Origin of the sequence: Aeromonas rivuli (assembly GCF_000820045.1) — a bacterium.
GTDB classification, from domain to species: domain Bacteria; phylum Pseudomonadota; class Gammaproteobacteria; order Enterobacterales; family Aeromonadaceae; genus Aeromonas; species Aeromonas rivuli.
The window spans coordinates 467,609-481,701 of record NZ_CDBJ01000027.1; the positions used below are offsets into that span (position 1 = coordinate 467,609).

Annotated in this window: 10 protein-coding genes; 4 read left to right on the forward strand and 6 right to left on the reverse strand. The window is 63.1% G+C overall.

Annotated elements, in window-relative coordinates; translation table 11 throughout:
* Both BN1130_RS06430 and pepE read left to right on the forward strand, forming a co-directional pair.
* Positions 1 to 612 (forward strand): response regulator transcription factor, encoded by a 612-nt coding sequence (locus tag BN1130_RS06430; RefSeq protein WP_042040934.1) that lies wholly within the window; start codon positions 1 to 3, stop codon positions 610 to 612.
* Between the two features lie 142 nt (positions 613 to 754).
* Entirely contained in the window at positions 755 to 1,483 is a 729-nt protein-coding gene (gene pepE / locus BN1130_RS06435) for a dipeptidase PepE (protein ID WP_042040935.1), read from the forward strand.
* Between the two features lie 90 nt (positions 1,484 to 1,573).
* Here the strand turns inward: pepE and BN1130_RS06440 are convergent, their stop codons facing one another.
* Genes BN1130_RS06440 through BN1130_RS06450 form a run of 3 tightly spaced genes read right to left on the reverse strand, consistent with a single transcriptional unit; the run spans position 1,574 to position 4,637 of the window.
* Complete coding sequence (locus BN1130_RS06440) at positions 1,574 to 3,109, reverse strand: DHA2 family efflux MFS transporter permease subunit (RefSeq protein WP_042040936.1); 1,536 nt, start codon at positions 3,107 to 3,109, stop codon at positions 1,574 to 1,576.
* A 10-nt stretch (positions 3,110 to 3,119) separates the two neighbouring features.
* Positions 3,120 to 4,181, reverse strand: a complete 1,062-nt coding sequence (locus tag BN1130_RS06445; protein ID WP_042040937.1) for an HlyD family secretion protein — start codon at positions 4,179 to 4,181, stop codon at positions 3,120 to 3,122.
* 27 nt (positions 4,182 to 4,208) lie between these two features.
* Positions 4,209 to 4,637 (reverse strand): MarR family winged helix-turn-helix transcriptional regulator, encoded by a 429-nt coding sequence (locus BN1130_RS06450; RefSeq protein ID WP_042040938.1) that lies wholly within the window; start codon positions 4,635 to 4,637, stop codon positions 4,209 to 4,211.
* 142 nt (positions 4,638 to 4,779) lie between these two features.
* Between BN1130_RS06450 and fumC the strand changes: the two genes are divergently transcribed.
* Positions 4,780 to 6,171 carry a class II fumarate hydratase gene (gene fumC / locus BN1130_RS06455; protein ID WP_042040939.1) on the forward strand — a complete coding sequence of 464 codons (1,392 nt, stop codon included), beginning with the start codon at positions 4,780 to 4,782 and terminating at the stop codon, positions 6,169 to 6,171.
* 55 nt (positions 6,172 to 6,226) lie between these two features.
* Here fumC and BN1130_RS06460 read toward each other — a convergent pair whose 3' ends face one another.
* On the reverse strand, positions 6,227 to 6,664 hold the full coding sequence (locus BN1130_RS06460) for a VOC family protein (protein WP_042040940.1): 438 nt from the start codon (positions 6,662 to 6,664) through the stop codon (positions 6,227 to 6,229).
* A 557-nt stretch (positions 6,665 to 7,221) separates the two neighbouring features.
* Between BN1130_RS06460 and putA the strand changes: the two genes are divergently transcribed.
* The gene (gene putA, locus BN1130_RS06465; RefSeq protein ID WP_042040941.1) at positions 7,222 to 11,205 is read left to right on the forward strand and encodes a trifunctional transcriptional regulator/proline dehydrogenase/L-glutamate gamma-semialdehyde dehydrogenase; all 3,984 of its coding nucleotides are present in this window, start codon (positions 7,222 to 7,224) and stop codon (positions 11,203 to 11,205) included.
* Positions 11,206 to 11,400: 195 nt separating this feature from the next.
* Here the strand turns inward: putA and alr are convergent, their stop codons facing one another.
* A complete protein-coding gene (gene alr, locus BN1130_RS06470) occupies positions 11,401 to 12,474 on the reverse strand; it encodes an alanine racemase (RefSeq protein WP_042040942.1) in 1,074 nt (357 codons plus the stop codon).
* 196 nt (positions 12,475 to 12,670) lie between these two features.
* A complete protein-coding gene (gene dnaB / locus BN1130_RS06475) occupies positions 12,671 to 14,065 on the reverse strand; it encodes a replicative DNA helicase (RefSeq protein WP_042040943.1) in 1,395 nt (464 codons plus the stop codon).
* Positions 14,066 to 14,093 lie beyond the last annotated feature (28 nt).

Below are 14,093 nucleotides of genomic sequence, written 5' to 3' on the forward strand. Positions count from 1 at the left end.
ATGCAGCCCGTTGACCGCCCTCCCCTCTACCTGGTCGATGACGATCAGGCCGTGCTCGACTCCCTGCGCTTCATGCTGGAGAGCTGCGACGAGCGGCAGCTGCGCTGCTTTGCCGACGGCGAGCGCTTCCTGGCAGAGGTCGATCTGCGCCTGCCCGCCTGTCTCATCCTGGATTGCCGCATGCCGGGGCTGTCGGGCCCCGAGGTGCAGCAGCGGCTGAAGGCGGCCCAGAGCCCCATCGCCATACTGTTTCTCACCGGTCACGGGGAGGTGCCCCTGGCGGTGGAGTCCCTCAAGCAGGGGGCGGTGGATTTCTTGCAAAAGCCGGTGCAGCTGGCCCCCCTGCTCGCCGCCATCGCGCGGGCCGAGCAGGCAACCCTGGCCGCGGCGACGCGTCTTGCCCATAGACACGCCTTCGAGCGGCTCCCCCCCCGCGAGCACCAGCTGTTGCAGCTCATCGCCCAAGGCCACAAGAACCAGCAGATAGCGCAGGATCTCTGCATCTCGGTGCGCACCGTCGAGGTGTGCCGCGCCAGCCTGATGAGGCGGCTCGAGGTGGGCTCCCTGGCCGAGCTGATGCTGCGCTATGCGGCGGTCAATGGGCAGCCCTGACTCGCTCACGCCATGGGCAAACCCCAGCCCCGGGAGATAAAACGTGGCGAGATCACACACTTGGCGCCGCCTTGGGGGTAGAGTAGCCCCTTCCCTTTATCAGGGCCGACCTAGGTCCTGCGCATTATTTCGAGGAGACATCATGGAACTGCTTCTGCTCAGCAATGGCAAAACCACCGAACACCCGGGCCTGCTCGGCTGGGCCCGCGACCGGGTGCAGACCCTGCTCGCCCGCAAACAGGTCAAGCGCATCCTGCTCATCCCCTATGCGGTGATCCGCAGCGACTGGGATGCCCGCGCCCAGGATCTCGCCGAGAGCCTGGGGGTGGAGACCATCAGCATCCACCAGTTCGACGATCCCGTGGCGGCCATCAACCAGGCAGACGCCATCTTTATCAGCGGCGGCAACACCTGGCGCCTGAACCAGCTGCTGCACGAATACGGTCTGGTGGTGCCCATCCAGCGCGCCGTGCGCGAACGGGGCGTGCCCTATGTAGGCTGGAGCGCAGGTTGCAACGTGGCGACCCCGAGCATCCGCACCACCAACGACATGCCGGTGTGCAGCGCCGCCGTACTGCCGGCCCTGGGCCTGTTCCCGCTGCAGATCAATCCCCACTACCTGGACGCCAGCATCAGCGGCCACATGGGGGAGACCCGGGACGAGCGGCTCGCCGAGTTCTGCGCCATCAACCCGAGCGAATCCGTGGTGGCCCTGCGCGAAGCCAGCCTGTTGCAGATCAGCGGCGAGACCGTCGAGTACTGGAGCGTGCGCGGCGAAGGCTTCAAGATCTTCAAGCACGGCGAGACGATCCAGGAGTATGAGGATGCCGCTCCCCTGGCCGCCCTCACCCCCTTCATCCCCAAGCTCTGAGTCAGGGGCACTGCAATGAAAAGAGGGATGGCCTGGGCCATCCCTCTTTCGTTTGCCCCCTCGCGCCGGGGTGAAGTCCTGCAAGGGCACTCACTCCAGGATCGCCATCTCCTCCTTGCCGGCGCCCCGCTGGGGGGCTTTTAGCAGCAACACCAGCGGAATGGCGCACAGGCTCACCCACATCATCAGCCGGAAGTCCTGCAGATAGGCGAGCAGGCTGGCCTGGCGGGTCACCTCGCCATTTATCGCGCTGAGCCCTTTGGGCGTCATCAGCTCCGCCATGCCTCCCCCATGATGCAGCGCCTGGTTGAAGGGGGTGATGTAGGAGGCAAACACCTCATGATTCATCTGAGTGCGCTGGGCCAGATAGGTGATCACCACAGAGATGCCGATGCTGCTGCCGATGTTGCGCATCAGGCTGAACAAGGCCGTGCCCTCGGTGCGAAAACGGGGCGCCAGGGTCGCGAAGGTGATGGTGGAGAGCGGCACGAAGATGAAACCCAGACCCAGGCCCTGAACGACCCCGGTACGGATGATGTCCCAGTTGCTGATGTCGGTGTTGAACAGTGTCATCTCCCACATGGAGAAGCTGGTGAGCAGCAGCCCCAGCAGGATCAGGATGCGCACATCCACCCGACCCGACAGCCTGCCCACCAGCATCATGGCGAACATGGTGCCGACTCCCCGTGGCGCCAGCAGGTAGCCGACATCGATCACCGGATAACCCATCAATCCCTGCATGAAGGGGGGCAGCAGTGTCATGGTCGCCAGCAAGATGATGCCGACGATGAAGATGAACACCAGGCCGACGCTGAAGTTGCGATCCTTGAACAGGGCCGGCTCTATGTAGGGGTGTGAATGGGTGAAGATATGCACCACGAACAGGTAGAAGCAGAGCACCACCAACCCGGTCTCTATGACGATCTCGGCGCTGGCGAACCAGTTCTGGGATTGGCCCCTGTCCAGCGCCATCTGCAACGCGCCTATGCCAATACTGAGCAGGGCAAAGCCGAGCAGATCGAAGCGCCGACTGCTATTGATCTTGGTCTCCTCGATGAAGGCGGCGAGGCCGAACCAGGCCAGCAGGCCGAATGGCAGGTTGATGTAAAACACCCAGCGCCAGTTGTAGTACTCGGTGAGCCAACCCCCGAGCGAGGGGCCCAGGATGGGGCCAACCATGACACCTATGCCCCACATCGCCATGGCAGAACCATGCTTTTCAGGGGGATAGCTGTCGAGCAGTACCGCCTGGGAGAGGGGGACCAGGCTGGCGCCGAAGATCCCCTGCAGCAGCCGGAACAGCACTATCTGCTCCAGACTCTGGGCCGCGCCACACAGCATGGAGGCGATGGTGAAACCCGCCACCGACCACATGAACAACCGCTTGCGGCCAATTCGGTCAGAGATGAAGCCGGTCAGCGGCATGAAGATGGCCGCCGCCACTATGTAGGAGGTGAGCACCCAGGAGATCTGATCCTGGGTCGCCCCCATGGCACCCTGCATATGGGGCAGGGCCACGTTGGCTATGGTGGTGTCCAGCGCCTGCATGATGGTGGCCAGCATGACCGACAGGGTGATGAAGCCAAGATGTGCTTTGCTGGGGCCTTCCTGAGTCGCTGTTGTCATAGGGTTCACCTCACAACGACCAGCCAAACAGGCTGCGGTGATGGCCGGTATCTATCTCGGCCACGGCACTGAGTCCAGCCCTGAGCGCAGGCGCTGCACTGGCATCGTCCAACCGGATCCTGACCGCGACCCTTTGGGTGATCTTGACCCAGTTGCCGGTCGCATTCTGGGCCGGTATCACCGAGAACTCTGAACCTGTCGCCGGGCTAAGACTCTCGACCACCCCTGTCCAGTGAGCATCCGGATAGGTATCCACACTGATGTTCACCTGCTGGCCAGGCTGGACATGAGTCAGATCCGTCTCGGTGAAGTTTGCCTCTATCCAGGGCTGATCGGTCTCTACCAGCATCATGGCGGTCATGCCCACAATGCTGTACTGGCCAGACTTGGGCAGTTGGCTGACGATGCCATTGACCGGGGCATAGATCTTGGTACGGGCCAAATCCAGTTTTGCCTTGGCCAATTCGGCGGCCGCCTCCATATAGGCGGGTTGCTGTTCGACCGGCAGATTGACGTCACCGTTCAGGGAAGCCTCTATCTTCTTGAGCCCCTCTTCCAGCGCCACCTGTTGCTGCGCCGTCTGTATGGTGAGCTGACGGGCATCATCATAGTTGGCGGTGGAGGTGAAGTGCCTGGCAACCAGATCTGCCTGGCGATGCTCTTCCTTCTGGGCATAAGCGTTGCGGGTATGAGCCACGGCTATCTCCGCCTGCTGACCGCGATAGCTGGTCTGCAATGCCACCAGATCGGTGCGTACCTTGGCAAGCTCAGCCTCGGCCTTGCCCACGGCGAGCTCGAAGGAGGCGGGATCCAATTCGAACATCAGGTCCCCGGCCTTGACCTGGGCATTCTCCTTGACCATCACCTTGTCTACCCGGCCCAGCACCTCGGTACTGATCGGCACCTTGTCGGCCTTCACATAGGCGTTGTCGGTCTCCACATAGCGCCCGCCCAGCATATAGATGACGCCACATCCAAACAGGGCAATGAGAGGGACCGCCACCAGCAGTAACAGTCGGGTACGGCGTCGGTCGGAAACCGCCACAGGGGCGGAAGTCGGATCAGTAGTCATGAGAAACACTCCGAAAAATCGAGAAGATCAGCTCTGGGAAAGGTTGTCGTGCATTGTCTTTAGCGCCTGATAGAGGGCGTTCGCCGCCTTCTCATCCAGATCGCCCATGGCACTGCGATGTACGGCGTCGCCAGCCCGCTTGATGCATTGCAGGTGAGGGACGGCCGCTTCGGTCAAAAACAGCTGATGAGCACGCCTGTCATCGGGATCCGGGCGTCGCTCGACCAGACCACTCTGGGCCAGCTGATCGAGCTGGCGAGCCAGGGTGATAGGCTGGATATCCAGCCGCTCGGCCAGCTCAACCTGACGCATCCCTTCATGCCGGGCGATATGGACCAGGGCACGGGCCTGGGCCAGGGTCAGACAACTTCCTTCCAGCTGTTGCTGGAAGTGACGACGCATCAGGCGATGCACGTCGCCGATCAGGAAGCCCAGGGTGTCAGGTTGTTTCATCATAGCGAGACCAATAAATTAGTAAGCATTACTTATTATATACAATGCATGTTTAAATTCAATGCTGGCCTCCCTCTCTTGTTGCCAGCATGCTAAGGCTCTACAGCCAAGAGTTGCTGATCTAGCCAACAAAAGGGGAACGACGATGAAGACAAGGATGGAGCGGGACAGCCTGGGAGAGATCGCGGTACCGGCCAACCGGCTGTGGGGGGCCCAGACCCAGCGATCCCTGCACCACTTCGCCATCTCGGTGGAGCGGCAGAGTCCCGAGCTCATTCGTGCCCTGGTGCAAATCAAGAGCGCCAGCGCCCGGGTCAACCAGCGGCTGGGGCTGCTCAAGGATCGCCATGCCGAGGCGATCATTGCCGCCGCCGCCGAGGTGCTGGCGGGTCAGCATGACAATGAGTTCCCCCTGGTGGTCTGGCAGACCGGCTCTGGCACCCAGACCAACATGAACGTCAATGAGGTGCTCGCCAATCGGGCCAGCGAGCTGCTCGGTGGCATGCGCGGCGAGGAGCGTCTGGTGCATCCCAATGACGAGGTCAACCGCAGTCAATCCAGCAATGATGTCTTCCCCACCGCCATGCATCTCGCCGCCGTGACCGCCATAGTGGCGCATCTGCTGCCCGCCCTCGCCAGCCTGCGCCAGACCCTGGAGCACAAGGCCAAGGCGTTTGACCATATCGTCAAGATAGGCCGCACCCACCTGCAAGATGCCACCCCCCTTACCCTGGGTCAGGAGATCTCCGGCTGGGCCGCTCAGCTCGCCCATGGAGAGCGCCATCTTCGAGCCGCCCTGCCCCATCTGTGCGAACTGGCGCTGGGCGGCACCGCGGTCGGCACTGGCCTCAATGCGCCAGCCGGTTATGCCGAGGCGGTAGCCGGGGAGCTCGCCAGCCAGACCGGCTTGCCCCTGGTCACAGCGCCGAACAAGTTCGAGGCCCTGGCGAGCTGCGATGCCCTGGTCCACGGCCATGGCGCCCTCAAGACCCTGGCCGCCAGCCTGATGAAGATCGCCAACGATGTGCGCTGGCTCGCCAGCGGCCCGCGCAGTGGCATAGGGGAGATCAACATTCCGGAGAACGAGCCCGGCTCCTCCATCATGCCGGGCAAGGTCAATCCGACCCAGTGCGAGGCGCTGACCATGGTGGCGGCGCAGGTGATGGGCAACGACGTGGCCATCAACATCGGCGGGGCCAGCGGCAACTTCGAGCTCAATGTGTTCAGGCCCATGATTGCCCACAATTTCTTGCAGAGCGTGCGCCTGCTCAGCGACGCCATGACCAGCTTCGAACATCACTGTGCCCGCGGCATAACCCCGAACCAGGCCCGCATCGACGAGCTGGTGGCCAACTCCCTGATGCTGGTCACGGCGCTGAACCCCCACATCGGTTACGACAAATCCGCCGAGATAGCGAAGAAGGCACACCATCAGGGGATCAGTCTGCGGGAAGCGGCCATCGCCTCCGGCCACCTGAGTGCCGAGCAATTCGATCTCTGGGTGGTGCCTGCCGAGATGGTGGGCCGAAACAAATAGCCACGAGTAAAAACCGAAAGGGCGCCATGGCGCCCTTTTCATTAGCAAAGCCGTCTCAGCTCTTGCTCTGACAGTTGAACATCCAGTGGGTACCGAACTTGTCCACCAGGCTGCCAAAGTAGTCGCCCCAGAACATCTCCTGTAACTCCATCTCTACGCTGCCGCCTTCGGCAAGGGCAGCAAACAGGCAGTCGGTCTCGGCCCGGCTGTCCGGCTCCAGATTGAGGTAACTGTTGTTGCCCTGCACCAGGGTGAACCCCATGCTGGCCGGCGCATCCGTGCCCATCAACACATGGCCGCCCAGGATGGCCAGCTCCACATGCATCACCAAGTTCCCATCTTCCGGGGAGACGGGATCCTGACCCGGGCAGCCCGGTGAATCGCTGAACCTGTGGATGGGGCCATTGAATTCGCCACCAAACACCTCCCGGTAGAAGAGGAACGCCGCCTCCGTCTCCCGGGCAAAGTTGAGATAGGTACTGACACGCGCCATGGTGAACTCCTTGTCATTGATTACGGGTTACGAGACCAGCTATCAGCATAGAAGAGCGCGGCTCCATCGCCTCAATGGCCCCCTCTCACCGAGCGGACAGCGCAGTCCATTGTACGGTGTCAGCCATACCAACCTAGGCAGCATGCCCATTGGCACAGGCCTTCCCCTGGGCTGGCATCGCCAATCAACGGATATGCCGCCTGCGGCGCCCTGTGACAGATCCTGACCCCTGGCACAAGGCCGACAAACCTCCATTTTCACCCACATCATGGGTTGCACCCACACCACGGCACGACTGAAAAAAGGTGCAACCCTCCGTTTATACATCCGTGGCGAGCGCACATTTTTGAGACATATTTTTAACTTCATTATCTTGTCGCAACACACTGACACTGCATCGTTTTTCACCGCCAGTCCCCGCCACCGCGCTTATCCAAACGCAACCATGTAACGGAGACATTAAAATTTCTAACTTGAAGGTTGCACCTGGTTGCGCCATCCTCATCGGAATTTAACCATACGGCAATATTCTCGCCGGCACAGATACAGGAAGTCCCATGGCTACTACCACCCTTGGCGTTAAACTCGATGAAGCCACCCGCGACCGGCTCAAGCAGGCAGCGCAGACCATCGACCGCACCCCGCACTGGTTGATCAAGCAGGCGATCTTCACCTATCTGGAGCAGCTGGAGCGTGGCCTGACCCCCACGGAACTCTCTGGTCTGGCCGCCGCCGCGGGAGAAGAGTCGGTGGAAACCCTGACCGAACAGGGTCTGCAACTGTTCCTCGAATTTGCCGAGAGCATCTTGCCGCAGTCCGTGCTGCGCGCCGCCATCACCTCCGCCTATCGCCGCCCCGAGACCGAGGCCGTGCCCATGCTGCTGGAGCAGGCCCGCTTGCCCAAGGAGAAGGCAGAGGCCACCCAGAAGCTGGCCACCAGCATCGCCGAGAAGCTGCGCAACCAGAAGGGTGCCAGTGGTCGTCAGGGCCTGGTGCAGGGTCTGCTGCAAGAGTTTTCCCTCTCCTCTCAGGAAGGGGTGGCACTGATGTGCCTGGCCGAGGCGCTGCTGCGCATCCCCGACAAGGCGACCCGCGATGCCCTCATTCGCGACAAGATCAGCGGCGGCAACTGGAGCCAGCATCTGGGCAACAGCACCTCCTTGTTCGTCAACGCCGCCTCCTGGGGCCTGCTCATCACCGGTAAACTGGTCTCGACCCATAACGAGGCCGGCCTCAACAGCTCCCTCAAGGGGCTGATCGGCAGGGGCGGCGAGCCGCTGATCCGCAAGGGTGTCGACATGGCAATGCGGCTGATGGGGGAGCAGTTCGTCACCGGCGAGACCATAGCCGAGGCGCTGGCCAACGCGGGCACCACAGAGAGCAAGGGCTTCCGCTACTCCTACGACATGCTAGGGGAAGCGGCCCTCACCGAGGAGGACGCCAAGCGCTATCTGGCCTCCTACGAGCAGGCTATTCACGCCATCGGCAAGGCCTCCCACGGCCGCGGCATCTATGAGGGCCCGGGCATCTCCATCAAGCTCTCCGCCCTGCATCCGCGCTACAGCCGCGCCCAGTACGATCGGGTGATGGAAGAGCTCTATCCCACATTGCTCTCCCTGACCCAGCTCGCCAAACAGTACGACATCGGCATCAACATAGACGCCGAGGAGGCCGATCGGCTGGAGATCTCCCTCGATCTATTGGAAAGACTCTGCTTCGACCCGAGCCTCGCCGACTGGAACGGCATCGGCTTCGTCATCCAGGCCTACCAGAAGCGTTGCCCCTATGTGATCGACTATGTGATCGATCTCGCCAAGCGCAGCCGTCACCGCCTGATGATCCGGCTGGTGAAGGGCGCCTACTGGGACAGCGAGATCAAGCTGGCCCAGGTCAACGGCCTGGAGGGCTATCCGGTCTATACCCGCAAGCCCTACACCGATGTCTCCTACCTCGCCTGTGCCCGCAAGCTGCTGGCGGTGCCGGAAGCCATCTACCCGCAGTTCGCCACCCACAACGCCCACTCACTCGCCGCGATTTACCAGCTGGCGGGGCAGAACTACTACCCGGGTCAGTACGAGTTCCAGTGCCTGCACGGCATGGGTGAGCCGCTCTATGAGCAGGTGGTCGGCAAGGTTGCCGATGGCAAGCTGGGCCGCCCCTGCCGCATCTATGCGCCGGTCGGCAGCCACGAGACCCTGCTCGCCTATCTGGTGCGCCGCCTGCTGGAGAACGGGGCCAACACCTCCTTCGTCAACCGTATCGCGGACAACAATATCTCCCTCTCGGATCTGGTACAGGATCCGGTGCAGCAGATCGAACAGATGGCCGCCCGTGAAGGGGCGCTGGGTCTGCCTCATCCACGCATTCCGCTGCCGCGGGAGTTGTACGGCGAGGCCCGTCCCAACTCGGAAGGGCTGGACTTGGCCAACGAACACCGCCTGGGGTCGCTCTCCGCCGCCCTGCTCGCCAGCACCAACAACCGCTATCAGGCGCTGCCCATGTTGGGTAATGAACAGCCGGGCTGTGACACTGAGGCACCGACCGAGTTCCTGAATGTGCTCAACCCGGCGGATCACCGCGATGTTGTCGGTCAGGTGAGCGAAGCCACCCCCGAGCTGGTCGATTCTGCCCTCGGCTGCGCCCTGGCCAGCGGCCAGATCTGGCAATCGACCCCGCCCGCCGAGCGCGCCGCCGTGCTGGACAGAGCCGCCAGCCTGATGGAGTCCGAACTGCAACCCCTGATGGGCCTGCTGGTGCGCGAGTCCGGCAAGACCTTCAGCAACGCCATCGCCGAGGTGCGCGAGGCGGTGGATTTCCTGCGCTACTACGCCGCCCAGGCCCGCAACCACTTCGCCAACGACAGCCATAGACCGCTCGGCCCCGTGGTCTGCATCAGCCCCTGGAACTTCCCGCTGGCCATCTTCGCAGGCCAGGTCTGCGCGGCGCTCGCCGCCGGCAATACGGTGCTCGCCAAACCGGCGGAGCAGACCCCCCTCATCGCCGCCCAGGCGGTGCGCATCCTGCTGGAAGCCGGCGTGCCCGCCGGCGCGGTGCAACTGCTGCCGGGCCGTGGTGAGACCGTGGGTGCCGCCCTTATCGCCGACGAGCGGGTGCGTGGCGTCATGTTCACCGGCTCCACCGAGGTGGCGGGCATCATCTCCCGCAACCTGGCCGGTCGCCTAGACGCCCAGGGTCGCACCATACCGCTCATCGCCGAGACCGGCGGTCAGAACGCCATGATCGTCGACTCCTCCGCCCTGACCGAACAGGTGGTGATGGACGTCATCTCCTCGGCGTTCGACAGCGCCGGTCAGCGCTGCTCCGCCCTGCGGGTGCTCTGCGTACAGGAAGATGTGGCGGATCGGGTGATCCGCATGCTCAAGGGCGCCATGGCCGAGTACAAGGTCGGCAACCCGGAGCACCTCTCCACCGACATAGGCCCGGTGATCGACGCCGAGGCCAAGGCCAACATCGAGCAACACATCAAGGCCATGAGCGACAAGGGTCGCCGGGTGCACCAGATTGCCCGCGTCCCCTTATGTGCAGACAAGGGGGCCGATTACAGCCGCGGCACCTTCGTGCTGCCGACCCTGATCGAGCTCGACAGCCTGGACGAACTCGGCCGCGAGGTGTTCGGCCCCGTGCTGCACCTGGTGCGCTACCCCCGAGCCAAGCTCGGCGAGCTGCTCAGCCAGATCAATGACAGCGGCTACGGCCTGACCCTGGGGGTCCATACCCGGATTGACGAGACCATCGCCCAGGTGGTCAACACCGCCAAGGTGGGCAACCTCTATGTGAACCGCAACATAGTGGGCGCCGTGGTCGGGGTGCAGCCATTCGGCGGCGAGGGCCTCTCAGGCACAGGTCCCAAGGCGGGCGGTCCGCTCTATATGTACCGCTTGCTCGCCACCCGTCCGCAGGATGCGGTGGCCAGTCAGCTGCGCCAGGAGTCCGGTGCATCTCAACAGACCGAGGCGACCAAACCGGTCCTGCAGGCCCTGCGCAACTGGGCAGCCAAACAGGCTCCGGCCCTCGTCACCCTCTGCGACCAGTATGCCGAGCTGGCCCAGAGCGGCCTGACCCAGGTGCTGGTCGGCCCCACCGGTGAGCGCAACACATACAGCTTGCTGCCCCGGGAACGGGTGCTCTGTCTGGCTGCCGACGATAACGAGGCCAAAGCGGATCTGCTGGCCCAGCTCGCCGCCTGTCTGGCGGTCGGGACGCAAGTGCTGTGGCAGGACAATGCCGAGCGTCGCACCCTGCTCGCCAGCCTGCCAACGGAGGTGCAACAGCGTATCCAGCTGGTCGGGGACTGGGCAAACAGCGACATCGGCTTCGATGCCCTGCTGCACCACGGCGACTCGGATCAGCTGCGGGAAGTGGCCAAACTCGCCGCCGCCCGTGCTGGCGCCATCGTCGGCGTGCACGGCCTGCACCGTGGCGAGACCGACATCCCCCTGGAGCGGCTGCTTGTCGAACACGCCCTCTCGGTCAACACCGCCGCCGCCGGTGGTAACGCCAGCCTGATGACCATAGGCTAAGCGCCCCGCTTAACGACATGGACTCAAGCCCCGCCGATGCGGGGCTTTTTATGATCCTTCACCGATCAAAAAGGCCGCTCGCGATATCACGCGAGCGGCCTTTTCATTGATTAATCCCTCTCCCAGCAGAGAGAGAACTGTGGTCGTCACTCCCTTCTCCCCTCGCGGGAGAAGGGTTGGGGATGAGGGGGGGGGTTAAACGTACTCCATAAAGACTCTGGACGTAAGCTTGGTGATGAGCTCATAAGGAATGGTGCCTATCTCCTCGGCGACCCGCTCCACCGGCAAGCCCTCGCCCCAGAGCACGGCCTCGTCGCCGGCCTGGTCGGTGGCGCCGGGGCCGAGATCCACCGTGGTCATGTCCATGGAGACGCGGCCCACCAGCGGCACTATGCGGCCATTGACCAGCACCGAGGTGCCGTTAGGCGCCATGCGGGGATAGCCGTCGCCGTAACCGATGGCGATGACCCCGAGCCGGGTATCCCGGGTCGACACCCAGTTCGCGCCATAGCCCACCGGCTCGCCCGCCTTGTGATCCCGCACCGCGATGAGCTGGGTCTTGAGGGTCATCACCGGCTTGAGGTCATAATCCGCCGCCACCGTATCCGGGAAGGGGGAGACGCCGTAGAGGATGACGCCGGGGCGCACCCAGTCGCAGTGGGAGTCTGGCCAGGCCAGGATGCCCGCCGAGTTGGCCATGGCGCGCTCGCCGTTGAGCGGCGCAGTCAGGCGGCTGAACAGATCGATCTGCTCGCGGGTGGTCGATTGTTCGAGCTCATCGGAGCGGCTGAAGTGGGTCATGATGTTGAACGGCTGCACCACGTTCTTGCAGCGGGCCAGCCGCTCGATAAAGGCGGGCATCTCCTCGGCCCGCACCCCGAGCCGGTGCATGCCGGTGTCGAGCTTGAGCCAGGCCACCACGGGAGCCGGCAACTCGGCCTGCTCCAGGGCCTCGAGTTGCTCCCAGGTGTGCACCGCGGTCTGCAGGTTGTTGGCCGCCAGCACCGGCAAGTCTGCCCGGGAGAAGAACCCCTCCAGCAGCACTATGGGTTTGACCACGGCGCAGGAGCGCAGCATCAGCGCCTCTTCGATGCGGGCCACCGCATAGGCGTCCGCGTCCACCAGGGTACGGGCGACCGGCAGCAGGCCATGGCCATAGGCGTTGGCCTTGACCACGGCGATGATCTTGCAGGAAGGGGCGTGGCGCTTGACCACGGCGAGGTTGTGGCGCAGGGCCGAGGTATCAATTTGGGCAATAGCCGCTTTCATCTGTTTTCCCTATGCGAGGGCGTGATGGCGCGTGAATGCGCCAGGCACCTTGTGGTGTCAACCCTGAGTCATCATCGTCGAAGGCCGGACCGGCATAATTGTCGAACCGGGAAAACTGGCTCTGACGGGAGCGACGAGCACCGACTCGGCCATCCCCTGTCAGGGCGAACATGGTGATACCTAAACCAATATCACCTTAGTAATCATCGTCAAACGCCGGGCCGGCATAGTTGTCGAACCGGGAGAACTGACCCTGGAAGGTGAGTCGTATACGGCCTATCGGGCCGTTACGCTGCTTGCCGATGATGATCTCGGCCACCCCCTTGTCGGGGCTGTCATCGTGATAGACCTCATCGCGGTAGATGAACATGATCAAATCCGCATCCTGCTCGATGGAGCCCGATTCCCGCAGATCCGAGTTGACCGGCCGCTTGTCGGCGCGCTGCTCCAGGCTTCGGTTGAGCTGGGAGAGCGCCACCACCGGCACTTGCAGCTCTTTTGCCAGCGCCTTGAGAGAGCGGGAGATTTCACCGATCTCCAGGGTTCGGTTGTCAGACAGCGCCGGAACCCGCATCAGCTGCAGGTAGTCGATCATGATCATGGAGAGGCCGCCGTGCTCGCGGGCGATGCGCCGGGCACGGGAGCGCACGTCGGTCGGGGTCAGGCCGGAGGCGTCATCTATGTACATCTTGCCCTTCTCGAGCAGCAGCCCCATGGTGGAGGAGAGCCGCGCCCAATCCTCGTCGTCGAGCTGGCCGGTTCGCACCTTGGTCTGATCGATGCGCCCGACCGAGGCGAGCATACGCATGATGATCTGCTCGGAGGGCATCTCCAGGGAGAAAATGAGCACCGGCTTGTCGGCGGTGAGGGCCGCGTGCTCACACAGGTTCATGGCAAAGGTAGTCTTGCCCATGGAGGGACGGGCCGCCACGATCACCAGATCCGAGCGCTGCAGACCGGCGGTCATCTTGTCCAGATCCCCATATCCGCTGGAGACCCCGGTCACCCCGTTGTGAGGGGTCTTGAACAGCTCCTCAATCTTGTCGACCGTCTGCTCCAGAATGAGCTTGAGCGGCTGTGGCCCCTCATTGGCGCTGGTGCGCTGCTCGGCAATCTTGAATACCTTGCTCTCGGCCAGATCGAGCAGATCGCCGGAGGTGCGGCCCTGGGGCTCGTAACCCGCTTCGACTATCTCGTTGGCAACCGAGATCATCTCCCGCACCACGGCGCGCTCGCGCACTATCTCGGCGTAGGCGCTGATGTTGGCGGCGCTCGGGGTATTCTTGGCGATCTCCACCAGATAGGCAAAACCTCCCGACTCTTCCAGCTGCTCGGAGCGCTCCAGCTCCTCCTGCAGGGTGATGAGATCGATGGGGTTGCCGGTATTGGAGAGGCGCGCCATGGCCTGGAAGATCAGCCGATGGGGACGGCTGTAGAAATCCTTGTCGATCACCCGCTCGGCGACCCTGTCCCAGGCCTCGTTATCCAGCATCAGGCCGCCCAGTACGGACTGCTCTGCCTCAAAAGAGTGGGGGGGGACTTTCAGCTGTTGTGTCTTGGCGTCTTTTTTCGCCGTCACTTGCTCTGCCATACACCTAAAAAACCGCAGCGGGAAGGGG

Coding starts and splice junctions, on each gene's coding strand:
- alr (WP_042040942.1), bottom strand. CDS start 12,474: ATGAAAGCGGCTATTGCCCAAATTGATACCTCGGCCCTGCGCCACAAC.
- fumC (WP_042040939.1), top strand. CDS start 4,780: ATGAAGACAAGGATGGAGCGGGACAGCCTGGGAGAGATCGCGGTACCG.
- BN1130_RS06430 (WP_042040934.1), top strand. CDS start 1: ATGCAGCCCGTTGACCGCCCTCCCCTCTACCTGGTCGATGACGATCAG.
- BN1130_RS06450 (WP_042040938.1), bottom strand. CDS start 4,637: ATGATGAAACAACCTGACACCCTGGGCTTCCTGATCGGCGACGTGCAT.
- BN1130_RS06440 (WP_042040936.1), bottom strand. CDS start 3,109: ATGACAACAGCGACTCAGGAAGGCCCCAGCAAAGCACATCTTGGCTTC.
- BN1130_RS06445 (WP_042040937.1), bottom strand. CDS start 4,181: ATGACTACTGATCCGACTTCCGCCCCTGTGGCGGTTTCCGACCGACGC.
- BN1130_RS06460 (WP_042040940.1), bottom strand. CDS start 6,664: ATGGCGCGTGTCAGTACCTATCTCAACTTTGCCCGGGAGACGGAGGCG.
- pepE (WP_042040935.1), top strand. CDS start 755: ATGGAACTGCTTCTGCTCAGCAATGGCAAAACCACCGAACACCCGGGC.
- dnaB (WP_042040943.1), bottom strand. CDS start 14,065: ATGGCAGAGCAAGTGACGGCGAAAAAAGACGCCAAGACACAACAGCTG.
- putA (WP_042040941.1), top strand. CDS start 7,222: ATGGCTACTACCACCCTTGGCGTTAAACTCGATGAAGCCACCCGCGAC.